This window comes from Microtetraspora fusca (genome assembly GCF_001570365.1).
In the GTDB taxonomy this organism is placed as follows: Bacteria; Actinomycetota; Actinomycetes; order Streptosporangiales; family Streptosporangiaceae; genus Microtetraspora; species Microtetraspora fusca.
Genome location: NZ_BBYK01000044.1, coordinates 88,134 through 103,128, shown reverse-complemented (window position 1 = coordinate 103,128; position 14,995 = coordinate 88,134). Strand labels below are relative to the sequence as shown.

Genomic DNA, 14,995 nt, shown 5'->3' with positions numbered 1-14,995 from the left:
GGGGCGGCGTATGGCTCACCCCGTGAGCACGATCAGTCTCAAGACGGGGCCGGGCGCCTCGGCGGTCAACCACCCGTACCCGCAGCGCTCCCCGGTGCTGGGGCTGGTCTTCGGCGGCGTGCAGGTGCTCGTCACCACATCGGCCGCCGACCACGTCACGGCCGAAGATGTGGAGTTCGCCCGGACCCTGGCGCGTGAGGCGGCCTCGTTCGCCCGGTCGGTGGAGCGCATGTTCCACGGCTTGCCGGACGGTCGAGGGGTGGCGGCCTGATGGAACACGCCCCGTACACCTACGTCTCGATGTCGATCGATCCCGGCGAGCCGCCCCGGATCAGCGTCTCGTTCTACACGCCGGATCTGCGGGCGCGTGCCTCAGTGCTGCACGGTGAACGGCCGATGTTGTCGGTTTCCTCCCGCGAGGCCGACATCTCGATCTCGACCAGCGGGGCCGGGCCGGTCACCACGACCGATGTCGACATTGCCCGGCAGATCTTCAACGCCGCCGCGCGCTACCTGGCCGACTGCGAGCGCCTACACGACGAGCAGCAATCGGCCACTCCTCGGGCCTCCGGTGAGGCGGCCTGAGAGATGAAGCGGGGCCGCTGGAACTGGTCCTTCCGGCGGCCCCTGATCTCCCACACACGCGAATGCTTGAGAGAGGAAACCAAGCCTAATGTTCCGCAAGCTCCCCGGAGACGAGGCGCGCAACCTCGTCTCCACCACACCCGACACCGCTGTTGTCTTCCGTCCGGCCGTCGTCCGCACCCCGGCGTTCGTGACGATCGTGATCTGGCTGTCGCGCCTGGTCGCGGGCCTGGTCCGGCTCGTCTGGCGGCATCCGATCGCCGTCGCCGTGCCCGTCGTCCCCGGCGTGATCTGGACCCTGTACGGCTGGCGTCTCGCCCTGCTCCTCGTCGGCCTCGTCCTCCTGGCGGGCCTGTCCTGGGCATCGCTTCACCGGGGCTCGTTCGCGCGGTTGGTTGCCTGGCGGCTGCTCGCCTTCTGGCGGCGCGTCTGGATCTACCGCCGTCACTGGCAACCCGTGATGATCGTCTCCGGTCTCGGACGGCACTTACGCGGCCGGGACTACCTGCCCCGGCTCGTGCGGGTCGAGTGCGACGGCTGGGCCGACCGCGTCACCGTGAAGATGCTCAACGGGCAGGCGGTCAAAGACTGGGCCGACCGAACCGACCAGCTCGCCCACGGCTTCGACTCCCGAACCTGCCGGGTTTCGATCGCTCGTGCTGGGCGGCTCGTGCTGACTTTCCCGCGTCGTGACCCGCTGGCCGTTCCGCTACCTGCCGTTCCGATCCCTGACGTGGTCTCGGTGGTGCCGGTCGAGATCGGCGCCCGCGAGGACGGCACACCCTACCGGCTCAAGGTCCACGGCACACATGTCCTGATCGCGGGAGCGACCGGGGCCGGCAAAGGCTCGTTCCTCTGGTCGACAATCCGCGGCTTGCTCCCCGCGCTGCGGGCGGGCCTGGTCGAACTCTGGGCGCTCGACCCCAAGCTGATGGAGCTCTCGTTCGGCCGTGACCTGTTCACCCGGTACGCGGCCGACCCGGAACAGTGCGCCGACCTGCTCGACCAGGCGGTCACGGTCATGCAGGAACGCGCCGGACGCTTCGCCGGACTCCAGCGCTCCCACACCGCGACGGTGGCGGACCCGTTCGTCCTGGTGCTCGTCGATGAGGTCGCGTTCCTCACCGCCTACCAGTCCGACCGGGCACTCAAGCAGCGGATCACGGCCGCGCTCGCGACCCTGACGACCCAGGGGCGGGCGGTCGGCGTCGGGGTCATGGCCGCGTTGCAGGACCCGCGCAAGGAGGTCATGAACATCCGCAACTTGTTCCCCGACAAGATCGCGCTCCGGCTCGATGAGTCCGAACAGGTTGACATGGTCCTCGGTGATGGCGCACGTGATCGCGGTGCGCTGGCCGACCACATCTCACCGGTTCCCGAACTCGGGGCGGGCGTCGGATACGTCCGACTGGAGACCTCGCCGGATCCGGTGCGGGTGCGGGCCGCATACGTCTCCGACGACGACATCCGGGCCATGGTCGCCGAGTACGCACAGGCTGTGGATACCGAGCTGGTCATGGAGCAGACGACGGCCCCGAGCCCTACGTCCCTCACGACCCGCGTGCCGGTCATGCGGGAGGCAGCGCCGTGATCCTGGCTCACCTGCTCGACGGCTTGCGCTGCTCCTGCTGCGCCGCGCTCGACGTGCTGTGGCTCGACCCCGTGCGGGGCCTGATCGAGTGCCGCGAATGCGGACAGACCGCGCTCACCTTCCCCGAGATCGGAAAGGAGGACAGTTGACCGACACCACCGACGCCAACCCGGCCGGGGGAGACCAGGCGATCTCCCCCGGCCCCTCCTCCCGCCCCGTCAACCGGGCAACACCTCGCGCGCTGCGCATGGCCCAGCCACTCGCCCGCGAGGTCGTCGAAGAGATCGCCAAGCAATACGGCGTGTGCATCCGCCCCATCGCCCTGCGGCGGCTCGACACTTACACCGGCAAGGTCGAAACCATCGACGTGCCGTGCGGGGCGACCTTGGAGAGCAAGTGCCCACCCTGTGCCAAGCGGAATCGGCAGCTTCGGATGGCCCAGTGTCGGGAGGGCTGGCACCTCGACCACGAGCCGGTCAACACCCCCGATGAGGCCGACGACTATCAGCGCTACCTCGTCGAACTCCGCGCCGACGCGCAAGCCTGGCGGGACGAAGCGGAGAAGGCCGGCGAGGACACAACCGACCTCGACGCGGCGATAGGCGACCTGGACGACGAGATCACCCGGGCCGGGATGCGCGGCAATGTCCTCGGCCGAACCTCGGGGAAGCGGTCGCGGTCCACGAGGCGGCGGCAGGACGCCCCGGACCTGCCCAAGCGGACCATGAGCGCCACGACGCTCGGGCGGACCTTCACCGGCTCGAACGGTAAGACATTCCGGCCATCGATGTTCATCACGCTCACCCTGCCCTCGTACGGGCGGGTCAGGAAGAACGGCGCGCCCGTCGATCCGAGCACGTATGACTACGGGCGGGCTGCTCGGGATGCGCTGCACTTCTCCAAGCTGGTGGACCGCTTCGTGCAGAACCTCCGCCGCGTGGCCGGGTTCGACGTTCAGTACTTCGCGGCCGTCGAACCTCAGAAGCGGCTCGCCCCGCATCTGCACATGGCGGTCCGGGGCCACCTGCCGCGTGCGGAGATCAAGCAGATTGCGGCGGCCACGTACCACCAGGTGTGGTGGCCATCTGTCGACACCGTGAGGTTCGAGGGGGACCACCTGCCGGTGTGGGCGGACGGGGTCGGTTACCTCGACCCGGAAACCGGCGTGATCCTGCCCACCTGGGATGAAGCCCTCGACGAACTCGACCAGGATGACGAGGCCGAACCGCTCCACGTGCTGACCTTCGGTCCTCAGCTCGACGTCCAAGGCGTCCTTGCCGGTACGACCGATGCCGACACGTGCATCCGCTACCTGTCGAAGTACCTGACCAAGTCCATCGGGGATGCGATCGACCCGGACGACTCCGCGCAACGGGAGCACGCGGAACGCCTCGGCAACGCCCTCCGCTATGAGCCGTGCTCGCCCACGTGCCCGAACTGGCTCCGGTACGGCGTCCAGCCCAAGGGCGCCAAGCCGGGCATGATCCCTGGCCGGTGCCGGGGCAAGGCGCACAAGCCCGAGCACCTCGGCTACGCGGGCCGCCGGGTCCTGGTCTCCCGGAAGTGGTCGAACAAGACCCTCACCGAGCACAAGCACGACCGCCGTACGTGGGTCCTGGAAGCCCTCGGCCTGCCAGACGAGCCAGTCGACCCACACCGGTACGTCTGGCGGCCGGTCAAGCCCGGTGATCCCGGCCTCGACCCCATCGGCGTCCGGCTTCTGCGGTCGGTCCACGAACGCCAGCGATGGCGCAACCACCTGGCCCGGCTCCAAGCCCAAGCAGACGGACAAGATCTTTCGGCAACAGAAGGGAGGGCGGCGTGATGGATCGACTCTTCTACCGGCCCAAGGACGCGGCGGTCGTGCTCGGCATGAGCCGTACAGCGGTGTTCCGGCTGATCAAGTCAGGCGAACTGCGCTCGGTCAAGTACGAGGGCTACCGCCTCGTCCCGGCTGACGCCCTCCAGGAGTTTGCCCGTCACCTGCAAGAGGTGGCGTGATGTCGCGGAAGCCCAACGGCCGGTCGTCGATCTATTTCGGCAAGGACGGCAAGTGGCACGGCTGGGTCACGATGGGCGTCAAGGACGACGGCACGCCCGACCGGCGGCACCGTATCGGCAAGACCGAAGCGGAGGTCACGCGCAAGGTCCAAGAGCTGGAGAAGTCGCGCGACTCCGGAAAGATCGACAAGCCGGGGAAGGTGCCGACCGTAAAAGAGTGGATGCGGGTCTACCTCGACGAGATCGCGCCGCTGAACGTCAGTCAGGAAACGCTCGTCAGCACCTACCGGCCCAAGGTTGAGCGGTGGATCATTCCGCGGCTCGGCTCCCATCGGCTCGATCGGCTCCGGCCGGAGCACCTGGACGCCTTCTATGGCTGGCTGAACCAGCAGGACCTCAAGCCGAACACCATCTTGCAGATCCATCGCATCCTCTCGCGGGCGATCAAGCTCGCCGTACGCCGCGAGATCATCAGCCGCAACGTCTGCGGCCTGATCGACGCACCGAACGGCGAAGAGGTCGAGATAGAGCCGCTCTCGGAGGACGAGGCGCGCGACATCCTCGACGTCGCCCAGGATCGCCGGAACGGTACGCGCTGGTCGGTGGCTCTCGCGCTCGGTCTTCGGCAATGTGAGGCGCTGGGGCTGCGGTGGAAGTACGTGGACCTGAAGAAGGGGCAGCTCCGGATCTACTGGCAGATCAAGCACCAGCGTTACCGGCACGGCTGCGACGATCCCCACGCCTGCGGCGCTGACCGTCACCGGTACCCGTGCCCGGCCGACTGCTCCAAGGCCAAACGGACGTCCGGACGGCGGCACACCTGCGTCAAGCAGCGCTGCCCGGCCTCCTGTGACAGGCACGGCGGTAAGTGCCCGAAGTTCTGCGAACCCGGCTGCACTAAGCACGCGCCGTCCTGCCCACAGCGCATCGGCGGATGGGCGTTCGTGAAGCCCAAGGGCAAGAGCCGGCGAACCGTCCCGCTCCCTCCGCCGCTGATTCCCCTTCTGAAGCTCCACCGTGAAGCCCAGGACGCCGAACGCCGGGCGGCGGGGGAGAAGTGGCAGGACCGGAACCTCGTCTGGTGTGAGCCGGACGGTAGCCCGATCGAGGCGCGGAACGACTGGGAGGAGTGGAAGGAACTGCTCCGCCTGGCCGAGGTCGAGAAGGACGCCAGAGTCCACGATGCTCGGCACACAGCCGCGACGCTCCTCCTGGAGCAGGGCGTGGACATGCGGGTCGTTCAGGTCATCCTGGGGCACTCCCAGCTCACCACGACGAAGCGGTACACCCACGTCACGGAGAATCTGGCCGGTGACGCGGTCGCGAGGATGGGCCGCGCGCTGTGGGCCGACTGAACAGACAACTGCACAACTGCAACCAGAAATGCAACTGGGCAGGCTTCCGAAGGATCATCATTCGGGAGTCTGCCCAGCTCATTGGTGGTGGGGCGCCAGGGATTCGAACCCTGAACCTACGGATTAAAAGTCCGCTGCTCTGCCATTGAGCTAGCACCCCTTGCTAGAAGCAGGGTACAGAGGGTACCGCGCCTCCGGCGACGTGCTTTACCGCGATCACGATAACGGGTCAGCGGAAGGCATCGAGCCCGGTGAGGACCTTGCCCAGCGTCAGCAGGTGCACTTCCTGGGTGCCCTCGTAGGTCAGGACGCTCTCCAGGTTGTTCATGTGCCGTATCACCGGGTACTCCAGGGTGATCCCGTTGGCCCCGAGCACAGAACGGGCCTGGCGGGCGATGTCCAGGGCGGCGCGGACGTTCGCCAGCTTGCCGAAGCTGATCTGATGCGGTTTGAGCGTGCCCGCGTCCTTGAGCTTGCCGAGGTGCAGGGCGGTGAGCCCCGCCTGCTCAAGGGCCACGGCCATCCACGCCAGCTTCTCCTGGGTGAGCTGGAACGCCCCGATGGGCTTGCCGAACTGCAGGCGCGTCTTGGCGTAGTCGACGGCGGACTCCAGACACGCGCGGCCGGCGCCGAGAACGCCCCACAGGATGCCGAAGCGGGCCTCGCTCAGGCACGAGAGCGGGCCCTTCAGCCCGGTCACGCCGGGCAGTACGGCGGACGCCGGCAGCCGGACGTCGTCGAAGTAGAGCGAGGACGTCACCGAGGCGCGCAGCGACATCTTCTTGTGGATCTCCGGGGCCGAGAACCCGGGGGTGTCGGTCGGGACGACGAAGCCGCGGATGCCGCCGTCCGTCTGCGCCCACACGATCGCCACGTCGGCGACGGAGCCGTTGGTGATCCACATCTTGGCGCCGTTGAGGATCCAGTCGCCGGACGGGTCCTGCTTGGCAGTGGTGCGCATCCCCGCGGGGTCGGAGCCCTGGTCGGGCTCGGTCAGCCCGAAGCAGCCGATGGCCTCTCCGGCGGCCATACGGGGCAGCCACTCCTGCTTCTGCTCCTCGGACCCGTACTTCCAGATCGGGAACATGGCCAGCGAACCCTGAACCGAGACGAAGGAGCGCAGCCCCGAGTCGCCCGCCTCCAGCTCGCGGCAGGCCACGCCGTACGAGACGGCGTCGAGGCCCGCGCAGCCGTACCCCTCGAGGTGCATGCCGAGCACGCCGAGTGCGCCGAGCTGGGGCGCGAGCTCGCGCGCGGGGAAGACGGCCTCCTCGAACCACTCGGCGACGTCCGGGAGGATCCGGTCGGCGACGAAGGACTGCACGGCGTCCCTGATCATGCGCTGTTCGGAGGTGAGCTCGTCATCGAGGCGCAGCAGGTCGTCCATGGCTGCCAGCGTATCGGGGCCGAGCCGGGGTTGGGCCAGGGGGAATCCCGATGTTCGGACGCGGACGCAGGAGGCAGTCTGGAGACATGAACGAGACGCACACGAACAGTTCGGTCAGGCAGCTACGGCGGACCAGGAACGGCAGGGTCGTGGCCGGAGTTTGCTCCGGCGTCGGCCAGTACATCGGCGTCGACGCCAACATCCTCCGGGTGGCTTTCGCCGTCGCGACGTTCTTCGGCGGCCTCGGCGTCGGCATCTACGCGGTCGCCTGGCTGCTCATCCCCGAGGAGGGCAAGGACGCCTCCATCGTCCAGGACCTGGTCAACAAGAACAAGGACGGGCACGTCTGGCAGGACACCAAGACGAGGTGGGACCGCGCCCAGCAGGCCTGGTCGCAGCCGACGGGGGAGACGGCGGAGCCGTACCGGCAGGACGGCTACGGAGAGCACCCCTACGCCCAGCCCCGCCAGTCGCCGCAGGAGCCGCAGGGGCCGCACGGACCCCAGGCGTGAGTCACGCCGCCCGGGCCTCGGCGAAGATCTCCGTACGGGACTCGGTCCAGGCCATGGCCAGCCATGCCGCGAGGGAGAGTCCGGCCGCGCCGGCGAGGGCCACCACCGGCTCCGGACCGAGTTCCTGGGCGACGGCGCCTCCGATGAGGATGCCGACGCCCTGGGCCGCCAGCAGGCCCGACTGGACGATCCCGAACGCCTGGCCGCGCCGGTCGGCCGGGACGCACTGCACGAAGGCGGCGTTCGCCGCGAGCTGGTAGGCGCCGCCGATCCCTGACAGGACCCACAGCAGCAGCACGCCGACGAGCGGGGGCCGCATCGCGCACACGATGAGCGGCGCGCACGTCAGCATCGCCATCCACCCCATCGCCCGCAGCCGCGCCGACGGCGCGATGAACCGGCTGAACACGAACGCCCCGATCACGGTCCCGGTCGGCATCGCCGCCATGAGCAGCCCCGTCACGGCGGCCACCGGCAGCGTCCCGTCATCGAGCTCCATCGCGTACGGCACGGCGATGCCCTCGGGCAGCACGTAGAACCCGCAAAGCCAGGCGAACAACACCAGGGTGCGCAGCCGCCGGTCACCGAAGACGAGGCGGCCGCCGGCCCTGGTCGTGGTCCACATCGAGAGGCGGCCCCCGGATCCGGCGGGGGCGTCGCGCCTGGCCACACCCGCCACGATGACCAGGGCCGACCCCAGGAAGGTGGCCGCGTCGAGCGCGAGCGCGCGGTACGGCCCGAGGGTCGCGATGACGGCGCCGCCCGCCGCGAACCCCAGCATCTGGACCGCCTGGTTGGTGACGTTCTGCAGGGCGGAGCCGACGACGTACCGGTCGCCTTCGAGCACCTCGGGCAGCAGCGCCGCGCGGGCGGCGGAGAACGGCGCGCTGAGCAGGACCACGCCGAAGACGAGCGCGCAGAGCGCGGCGAAGGGCATGCCGGGCACGGCGGTGATGGCGATCAGCCCGGCTCTGAGGACGTCGCAGACGAGCATGATGCGGCGGCGCGGATAACGGTCGGCGAGCCCCGCGAGCAGCGGCCCCCCGACGATCGGCGGCAGGTAGGTCAGCGCGTAGACGCCGGCGGTGGCGAGAGCGGACTGCGTCCGGTTGTAGACGAGGATCGCCAGGGCGACCTGGGCGAGCTGGTCGCCGAGCAGGGACATGCCCTGGCCGAGCCACAGGGCGCGGAACTCGCCGATGGCGATGACCTCGCCGTAGGTCGCCTGCCCTTCGATGGGACGACGATGCCGTCCGGGGGACCGACCGGGCCTGGTCGCCGCCATATCACCCCGCTGAGATCACCCATACGAACCGTGTTCAGTATGTCACTAAGGGTTCCCACGGTCTCGGGGTTTCGCAACTCGTACGGGATCACCAACCGAGCTCGTGCAGCCGATCGTCGTCGATCCCGAAATGGTGGGCGATCTCGTGGACGACGGTGATGCGGACCTCCTCGACGACCTCCTCCGGTGTCTCGCAGATCTCCAGGGTGGGGTTGCGGTAGATCTCGATCCGGTCCGGGAGGACCCCGGAGTACCAGTCGCCGCGCTCGGTCAGCGGGATGCCGGTGTAGAGCCCGAGAAGGCCCGGCTCCGGTGGATCGTCGACGACGACCACCACCACGTTGTCCATGACCTTGGCCAGCCCGGGCGGGATCGTGTCCAGCGCCTCGGAAACGAGCTCCTCGAACCTGTCCAGGGGGACGTCGATCATGTCTCCATCGTGTCATCGGGGAACGCGGATGTCGCCGCGAGGTGACACCGTACGGCCCCGGCGGCTCCGTGAAGGGACGCCGCGGCCGGTCACCGGCCCTCCGCCACGCCTCCGGCGCCCTCGCGATGCGCTCGGTCGGGGCGGCGGCCGCCCGTTTGGCGGCGATTCCGAGGGGTATCCGGTCGCGATCGACTGTGGATTGGGGTAAGCAGGAAAGGCATGGAGATATCGGCGTGGAAGAGTATCGCCCGGCGGCTGATCAGGGGCCGCGTGGCACGAGTGCTCGCGATCGCCGCCGTAGCGGTGGCCGGTGCGTGGCTCGGGCTCGCGCTCGGGGCGTCCGTCCGGACCTCCATGGGGCCGGCGGACGTCCAGATGTCCTTCCAGCCGACCTGGCGCGGTGAGTCGGTCATCGACGTCCGCCCGCTGGGAACGCTCCGGTTCGCGTCTCATAGGGGGCCGGTACGGCTCACGCTCGGCATCGAGGCGGTCCATCCGGACGTGGCGCAGGAGATCCTGAACAGCCCCGAGTGGGCCAACCGCCTCCCGGAGACCATCGAGAGAGACCTGCTCGAGGGGCTGCGCCAGTTGGCGATCCGTGCGGTGCTCTTCGCCGTGGGCGGAGGCTTCCTGGCCGGGCTGATCGTGTTCCGCCGCCTCTCGCGCGCCGCGTGGACGGGCGCGGGGGCGCTGGTCGCCGTGGCCGCGCTGGGTGGGGTGTCGGTCCTCACGTTCAACCCGCGCTCCGTCTCCGAACCCCGCTACACCGGGCTGCTCACCGGCGTTCCGTCGCTCATCGGCAGCGCGCAGTCGATCGTGACCCGGTTCGACGAGTACCGGGGCCAGTTGGCCAAGCTGGTGACCAACGTCTCCCAGCTCTACGAGGCGGGCTCCACGCTGCCGATCTACACCCCCGACCCGGGGACGATCAGGGTCCTGCACGTCTCCGACCTGCACATCAACCCCGTCGGCTGGAACGTCATCCGCTCGCTCAAGGAGCAGTTCAAGGTCGATCTGATCATCGACACGGGTGACATCAGCGACCACGGGACCCGCGCGGAGAACCCGTTCGTCGAGGAGATCGGCAAGCTCGGGGTCCCGTACGTGTACGTCCGGGGCAACCACGACTCGGCGATCACGCAGCGTGCGGTGGCCAAGCAGAAGAACGCGATCGTGCTGGACGGCACCGCCAAGACGGTGAAGGGGCTGCGCATCTACGGGATCGGCGACCCCAGGTTCACCCCGGACAAGTCGCTGGAGCCCGCCGCCGACGACGCCGACCTGGTCAACCTCGGCCGGACCCACGCCGCGCGGCTCGCGCCGCCCGAACGGCCCAACCCCGCGGCCGATCCGTCGCCCGAGAAGATCCCGGTCGATCTCGTCGCCGTGCACGACCCGACCGTGGGCCGGGGGCTCTCCGGCTCCACGGCGCTGGTGCTGGCCGGGCACGTCCACAAGCGCTCGACCCAGCTGCTGCCCACCGGTACGCGGCTGATGGTCCAGGGATCCACCGGAGGCGCCGGGCTTCGCGGCCTGGAGCACGAGGAACCGACCCCACTTGAGGCGTCCGTTCTGTATTTCAGCAAGGACACCCACCGGCTCCAGGCCTGGGACGACATCACTGTGGGCGGTCTGGGAGAGCAGTGGATCCAGTGCCAGCGGCGTATCGAGGCGGAGCCGGGCCGTACAATTCTTCCGGAGCCGAAGAACGTCCCGTCGCCAACGGGAACGATCAGCGGCACACCGTCGCCGATCGCTTTGGCATCACGGGCAAACGTCCCCTATGCTTCAGAGGTCTCCGACGGAAGACGGAACGGAACGGGGCGAAAGCTCCGAGCCCCCATCGTCTAGCGGCCTAGGACACCGCCCTTTCAAGGCGGCGGCACGGGTTCGAATCCCGTTGGGGGCACTGGCGAGCGAAAGCTCACCGGGGAAACGGAAGGTCGAAGACCTCCGAAGAACTGGTAAGCTAAGCAAGCCGAACAAAACGGAAGCGAAAAGCCTCCGAAACAAGGTCCTGTAGAGCAGTTTGGAGTGCTCGCCACCCTGTCAAGGTGGAGGTCGCGGGTTCAAGTCCCGTCAGGACCGCTCACGGCGTAAGCCGCCGGGTCAGGTAGCTCAGTTGGTACGAGCGTCCGCCTGAAAAGCGGAAGGTCGGCAGTTCGACCCTGCCCCTGACCACACTTCTCTGAACAGCAAGAACGCCCCGAGCCGATGACGGCCCGGGGCTTTTTGATCTCCAATGACAGCAACGTGCCTGTAGCCATGCCACTCGCCCTTCTGGAAGTCGAGGCGGGCCACAAACCGCCAGTCGGGATCTTCGGCGAGGAGATCGTCATCAGCAATCGGCCAGAGGACCCCTGGCGGTTCGAAGTCATCGAAGATCCCGCTGAAGCGTGGCTCGTCGCTTGTCATGGCGGAAGTACCTACGTGCATGACGAAGGGCCTCGACCACTTCATTGGTGAGGCCCTTGGTGGCTTGTGGTTAGCCCAGTGTCTCCCCAAGCTTGCCGAGGGCACGGCGCTTGTCGTCGAGGGAGGCGTGAGCACAGATCGGCGGCTTCCCGACCGGATCTCCTGGTCACATGCCGGCGGTTCAGCGGGAGCCGGGGGCGGTTGTCAAGGTGGGGCCGGTCGACTGGTGCTGGTAACGGACCAGGTCGGCGTAGTGCCCGCCGTAGGCCATCAGCTGGTGGTGGGTGCCGGCCTCGATCAGCTGGCCGCGGTTCAGCACGACGATCAGGTCGGCGTCCTGGATGGTCGACAGCCGGTGGGCGATGATGATCTGCGTCTGCCCGAGCCTCAACAGGTTGCGGCGGATGCGCTCTTCGGTGACCGCGTCCAGGCTGGCGGTCGGCTCGTCCAGCAGCAGGATCCGCGGGCGGCGGACGAGCGCGCGGGCCATGGCCAGACGCTGGCGCTGCCCTCCCGACAGGCGCCCGCCGCCCTCGCCGATGTCGGTGTCGTATCCCTGCGGGAGCCGCACGATCTCGTCGTGGATCTCGGCCATGCGGGCGGCGTACTCGACCGCCGGTCTGCTCAGCCCGGAGAATCCGGCGATGTTGGCCATGATGGTGCCGGCGAACAGGTGCGGCTGCTGGGTGACGACTCCCACCTGCCCGCGTAACCATTGCCGGTCGAGCTCCTCCAGCGGTATCCCGTCGAAGTAGACCCGTCCGGCGGTCGGCTCGACCAGCCCGACCAGTACACGTCCGAGGGTGGTCTTGCCGGATCCGGATGTGCCGACGATCGCGACTCTCGAACCCTGCGGGATGCGCAGGGAGATGTCGCGCAGCACCGGCGTGCGGGCGTCGTAGCCGGTGCTGAGCCCGGTGACGGTGATCTCGCCGCGCAGCCGGCCGCCCAGCCGGATGCCGCCGATGCGTTCCGGCGCGGTGCCCATCAGGTCGGCGATTCGCCCGATGTGTGCGGCGGCGAGCTGGAGCTGGTACACGATGCCGAGCAACGACGCGAGCGGGGTGGTCGCCGCGATGGCGAGGGACACCAGGGCGAGCTGGTCGCCTAGCATGGCGTCGCCGCCGGTGGTGGCGAACACGGCGACGAGCAGCCCCAGATGGAGCGCCGTCCGCAGGGCGCCGCTCACCGCCTGCACCCCGGCCACGTGCCGGTCGCGGGCGGCGCCGGTGGTCAGCTCATCGTCGTGATGGGCGCGCCATCGGGCGACTGCGGCGGCTTCGCCGCCGGAGGCTTTGATGGCCTCGATGCCGGCGAGGCTGTCGACCAGGGTGGACTGGGTGGTGGCGTTGGTGTGCAGCGCGGCGAAAGCCAGGTGCATTCCGCGGCGGGCCGTGGCCAATACCACGGCACCCTGGGCGGCCGCGGCCGCGAGTGTCAACAGCGCCAGGCCAGGCGAGGCGATGAAGAGCAGCGTCAGGTACGTCACGGCGGTGAACAGGTCGAAGAGGAAGGTGAGCGACTGTTCGGTGAGCAGGTCGCGCAGCATCGCCACCCCGCTGAGTCTGCTCAGCAGGTCGCCGCTGGAGCGGCGTTGGAAGAAGCGGTACGGCAGGGCCAGCGTGTGGCCGACCAGCTTGCGCATCGCCTCGGCCGCGACCGACGTCTCCAGCCTGATCATCACCCAAGCGCGTACCCATGACAGCAGGGCGTGGACGAAGGCGACGCACGCCGCCGCCGCCGCGAGCGCCGTCGTATCCAGGGTCGCCGGCCGGTCTACCACGAGTTTGGTGAACAGCGGGACGGCCAGCCCGAGGAGCTGTGTACCGAGCGAGGCCAGCACCACGGCGACGATCAGCCCCCGGTTGGCCAGCGCGGGCGCGACCAGCGGGCGCAGCACCCGCCACGGCCGCGACTTGGCGGCGGGGGTGAGTCCGGCGGGAGCGTCGGCGAGCAGCACTTTGTCCGAGTACCCAGCCCTGAACTGCCGCTGTGACAGCCGCCGCCGTCCCCGCGCCGGATCCAGGACGGCGATGGCACGCGGGGTGATCCGCTCGACCACGACGAAGTGGTTGTTCTCCCACAGGGCGACGAACGGCGTGGGAAGGCCGGAGATGGTGTCCATCGGGGCGCGGCAGGCACGCAGCCGCAGCCCGAAGCGGGCACCGGCCTGGATCATCTCGCGCATGCTCACGCCGTCGACGCCCTCGGCGAGATGGCGGCGCACCTCGGCGAGGCTCGTACGGCGCCCCAGGGCGCCGAGCACCATGGCGAGACAGGCGGCGCCGCAGTCGCTGCGGTCGAGCTGCATCCGCAGCGGCACTCGCCTTCTCACAGCCAGAACCACCTGATGTCCGATGTGCGCCGCCGCTCGTCCAGCCACGCCTGGAACGCGGCATCGCGCGCCGCGTTGAGCACCTCCTGAGCCTCGGGATCCGGCGGGAGCACCTCGTACACGACTCCGGCCATGTGACCGCCGCCGTAGGGGACCGGCCCGATCGCGGCCCCCGCGGGCAGCCCGCGCAGGGGTTCCGGGAGCCGGGGGGTGAGCGTCGCGGAGGCTTCGAAGTGGAGTCCCAGATCGTCGGCGCCCGCCACGGCAGGGTGTCCGGCGTGCCGTGTGGGCAGCAGCGCCGTGGTGGCCCGGTCGGTGAACTCCGCAACCGGGCCGTCGAGGAGGGCATGCAGCGCCTCCGGCCGCGGTCCGGTCACCCACGCGGCCCGCCGTACGGTGAATTCGTCCGGGTGTTCGGCGAGATAGCGCCGGGCGGACTCACCGGCGAAGCGCTCGCGGACCCGGCCGATGAGCGCCTGCGTCTTGACGTGGCTCCAGAACGCCTCCTCCGACATACCGGCCTCGGCGAGCCAGTCCAGCGTCCGCGCCCGGCCGGTGAGCCCGCGCCGCCGACGAGTTCCGCCGACACCGTTGAGGGAGTCGAGCAGAAGAAGGTCCATGTGGCGGTCGACCCCTCGGCCGTCACAACCCGTCCCAAGGGGATGCACGGGGACGTCGAAGAAGTGACGGCGTTCGACCTCGTCGCCAGCGAGCCGAACGAACTGCTTCTCCGGTATGGCTACGGTGCCTGCGACACCGTTCACGGGGCTCGTGCTTACGAGACCGACCGGCTGGTGGTGGTCGGCGTGGACGAGAGAAGATCCGACTCCGCTGGGATGTGCCCGGCCCTCCGGACGCCGACTCCGCCGAGTGGCGCTACCTGCACGAGAGCGCCGCGAAGTTCAATGCCGAGCAGGACGACCTGGTCGCGGTCCCGGCGGTCGAGAACACCTGGTACGACGGCACCGGCCACATCAACGTGTTCAACAGGACCGCCGAGCACTCTCCAGCCCCAGGTCAGCAAGGGCGAGGTGGGCGACTGCCACAGCTGAAAAGCGGAAGGTCGGCAGTTCGCCCCTGCCCATGACCACACTTCTCT

14 protein-coding genes and 4 tRNA genes are annotated in these 14,995 nt (G+C 69.1%); 12 read left to right on the top strand and 6 right to left on the bottom strand.

What is annotated here, in order from left to right; translation table 11 throughout:
- Positions 1-22 precede the first annotated feature (22 nt).
- From AWQ68_RS13020 to AWQ68_RS12995, 7 genes are all read left to right on the top strand, one after another.
- Positions 23-271 (top strand): hypothetical protein, encoded by a 249-nt coding sequence (locus tag AWQ68_RS13020; RefSeq protein WP_066939763.1) that lies wholly within the window; start codon positions 23-25, stop codon positions 269-271.
- Positions 271-585 carry a hypothetical protein gene (locus AWQ68_RS13015; protein WP_066939760.1) on the top strand — a complete coding sequence of 105 codons (315 nt, stop codon included), beginning with the start codon at positions 271-273 and terminating at the stop codon, positions 583-585. The genes AWQ68_RS13020 and AWQ68_RS13015 overlap by 1 nt, the downstream gene beginning before the upstream one ends.
- An 88-nt stretch (positions 586-673) precedes the next feature.
- Positions 674-2,176, top strand: a complete 1,503-nt coding sequence (locus AWQ68_RS13010; RefSeq protein ID WP_084463928.1) for an FtsK/SpoIIIE domain-containing protein — start codon at positions 674-676, stop codon at positions 2,174-2,176.
- Positions 2,173-2,325 carry a hypothetical protein gene (locus AWQ68_RS42365; RefSeq protein ID WP_157545238.1) on the top strand — a complete coding sequence of 51 codons (153 nt, stop codon included), beginning with the start codon at positions 2,173-2,175 and terminating at the stop codon, positions 2,323-2,325. Before AWQ68_RS13010 ends, AWQ68_RS42365 begins: the two co-directional genes overlap by 4 nt.
- 98 nt (positions 2,326-2,423) lie before the next feature.
- Positions 2,424-4,001, top strand: a complete 1,578-nt coding sequence (locus AWQ68_RS13005; RefSeq protein ID WP_066940246.1) for a replication initiator — start codon at positions 2,424-2,426, stop codon at positions 3,999-4,001.
- The gene (locus AWQ68_RS13000; RefSeq protein WP_157545288.1) at positions 4,001-4,177 is read left to right on the top strand and encodes a helix-turn-helix domain-containing protein; all 177 of its coding nucleotides are present in this window, start codon (positions 4,001-4,003) and stop codon (positions 4,175-4,177) included. Before AWQ68_RS13005 ends, AWQ68_RS13000 begins: the two co-directional genes overlap by 1 nt.
- Entirely contained in the window at positions 4,177-5,532 is a 1,356-nt protein-coding gene (locus AWQ68_RS12995; RefSeq protein WP_218006864.1) for a tyrosine-type recombinase/integrase, read from the top strand. The genes AWQ68_RS13000 and AWQ68_RS12995 overlap by 1 nt, the downstream gene beginning before the upstream one ends.
- Positions 5,533-5,617: 85 nt before the next feature.
- Here AWQ68_RS12995 and AWQ68_RS12990 read toward each other — a convergent pair.
- Both AWQ68_RS12990 and AWQ68_RS12985 read right to left on the bottom strand, forming a co-directional pair.
- A tRNA-Lys gene (locus AWQ68_RS12990) sits at positions 5,618-5,692 on the bottom strand.
- Positions 5,693-5,761: 69 nt separating this feature from the next.
- Positions 5,762-6,919, bottom strand: coding sequence for an acyl-CoA dehydrogenase family protein (locus AWQ68_RS12985; protein ID WP_066939754.1), 1,158 nt, complete (start codon positions 6,917-6,919; stop codon positions 5,762-5,764).
- Positions 6,920-7,005: 86 nt separating this feature from the next.
- Here AWQ68_RS12985 and AWQ68_RS12980 point away from each other — a divergent pair, with 86 nt between their 5' ends.
- A complete protein-coding gene (locus AWQ68_RS12980) occupies positions 7,006-7,431 on the top strand; it encodes a PspC domain-containing protein (protein ID WP_066939751.1) in 426 nt (141 codons plus the stop codon).
- Between the two features lies 1 nt (position 7,432).
- On the opposite strand, the gene AWQ68_RS12975 is transcribed toward AWQ68_RS12980, so the two are convergent.
- A complete protein-coding gene (locus AWQ68_RS12975; protein ID WP_066939749.1) occupies positions 7,433-8,716 on the bottom strand; it encodes an MFS transporter in 1,284 nt (427 codons plus the stop codon).
- Positions 8,717-8,804: 88 nt separating this feature from the next.
- A complete protein-coding gene (locus AWQ68_RS12970; protein WP_066939747.1) occupies positions 8,805-9,146 on the bottom strand; it encodes a metallopeptidase family protein in 342 nt (113 codons plus the stop codon).
- Between the two features lie 270 nt (positions 9,147-9,416).
- Between AWQ68_RS12970 and AWQ68_RS12965 the strand changes: the two genes are divergently transcribed.
- From AWQ68_RS12965 to AWQ68_RS12950, 4 genes are all read left to right on the top strand, one after another.
- A complete protein-coding gene (locus AWQ68_RS12965; protein WP_245655892.1) occupies positions 9,417-10,997 on the top strand; it encodes a metallophosphoesterase family protein in 1,581 nt (526 codons plus the stop codon).
- Positions 10,983-11,055: transfer RNA gene (locus tag AWQ68_RS12960), tRNA-Glu, on the top strand. Before AWQ68_RS12965 ends, AWQ68_RS12960 begins: the two co-directional genes overlap by 15 nt.
- Positions 11,056-11,159: 104 nt before the next feature.
- Positions 11,160-11,234, top strand: a tRNA-Asp gene (locus AWQ68_RS12955).
- A 19-nt stretch (positions 11,235-11,253) separates the two neighbouring features.
- Positions 11,254-11,327 (top strand) — tRNA-Phe (locus AWQ68_RS12950).
- A gap of 415 nt (positions 11,328-11,742) precedes the next feature.
- Here the strand turns inward: AWQ68_RS12950 and AWQ68_RS12945 are convergent.
- Positions 11,743-13,896 carry a peptidase domain-containing ABC transporter gene (locus AWQ68_RS12945; protein WP_066939743.1) on the bottom strand — a complete coding sequence of 718 codons (2,154 nt, stop codon included), beginning with the start codon at positions 13,894-13,896 and terminating at the stop codon, positions 11,743-11,745.
- Positions 13,893-14,516, bottom strand: a complete 624-nt coding sequence (locus AWQ68_RS12940) for a hypothetical protein (protein WP_066939740.1) — start codon at positions 14,514-14,516, stop codon at positions 13,893-13,895. The genes AWQ68_RS12945 and AWQ68_RS12940 overlap by 4 nt, the downstream gene beginning before the upstream one ends.
- Between the last annotated feature and the right edge of the window lie 479 nt (positions 14,517-14,995).

Excerpts from the sequence above, each read along its gene's own strand:
- AWQ68_RS13015 (WP_066939760.1), top strand. The coding sequence starts at position 271 with ATGGAACACGCCCCGTACACCTACGTCTCGATGTCGATCGATCCCGGC.
- AWQ68_RS13010 (WP_084463928.1), top strand. The coding sequence starts at position 674 with ATGTTCCGCAAGCTCCCCGGAGACGAGGCGCGCAACCTCGTCTCCACC.
- AWQ68_RS13005 (WP_066940246.1), top strand. The coding sequence starts at position 2,424 with ATGGCCCAGCCACTCGCCCGCGAGGTCGTCGAAGAGATCGCCAAGCAA.
- AWQ68_RS13000 (WP_157545288.1), top strand. The coding sequence starts at position 4,001 with ATGGATCGACTCTTCTACCGGCCCAAGGACGCGGCGGTCGTGCTCGGC.
- AWQ68_RS12995 (WP_218006864.1), top strand. The coding sequence starts at position 4,177 with ATGTCGCGGAAGCCCAACGGCCGGTCGTCGATCTATTTCGGCAAGGAC.
- AWQ68_RS12985 (WP_066939754.1), bottom strand. The coding sequence starts at position 6,919 with ATGGACGACCTGCTGCGCCTCGATGACGAGCTCACCTCCGAACAGCGC.
- AWQ68_RS12980 (WP_066939751.1), top strand. The coding sequence starts at position 7,006 with ATGAACGAGACGCACACGAACAGTTCGGTCAGGCAGCTACGGCGGACC.
- AWQ68_RS12975 (WP_066939749.1), bottom strand. The coding sequence starts at position 8,716 with ATGGCGGCGACCAGGCCCGGTCGGTCCCCCGGACGGCATCGTCGTCCC.
- AWQ68_RS12970 (WP_066939747.1), bottom strand. The coding sequence starts at position 9,146 with ATGATCGACGTCCCCCTGGACAGGTTCGAGGAGCTCGTTTCCGAGGCG.
- AWQ68_RS12940 (WP_066939740.1), bottom strand. The coding sequence starts at position 14,516 with ATGGACCTTCTTCTGCTCGACTCCCTCAACGGTGTCGGCGGAACTCGT.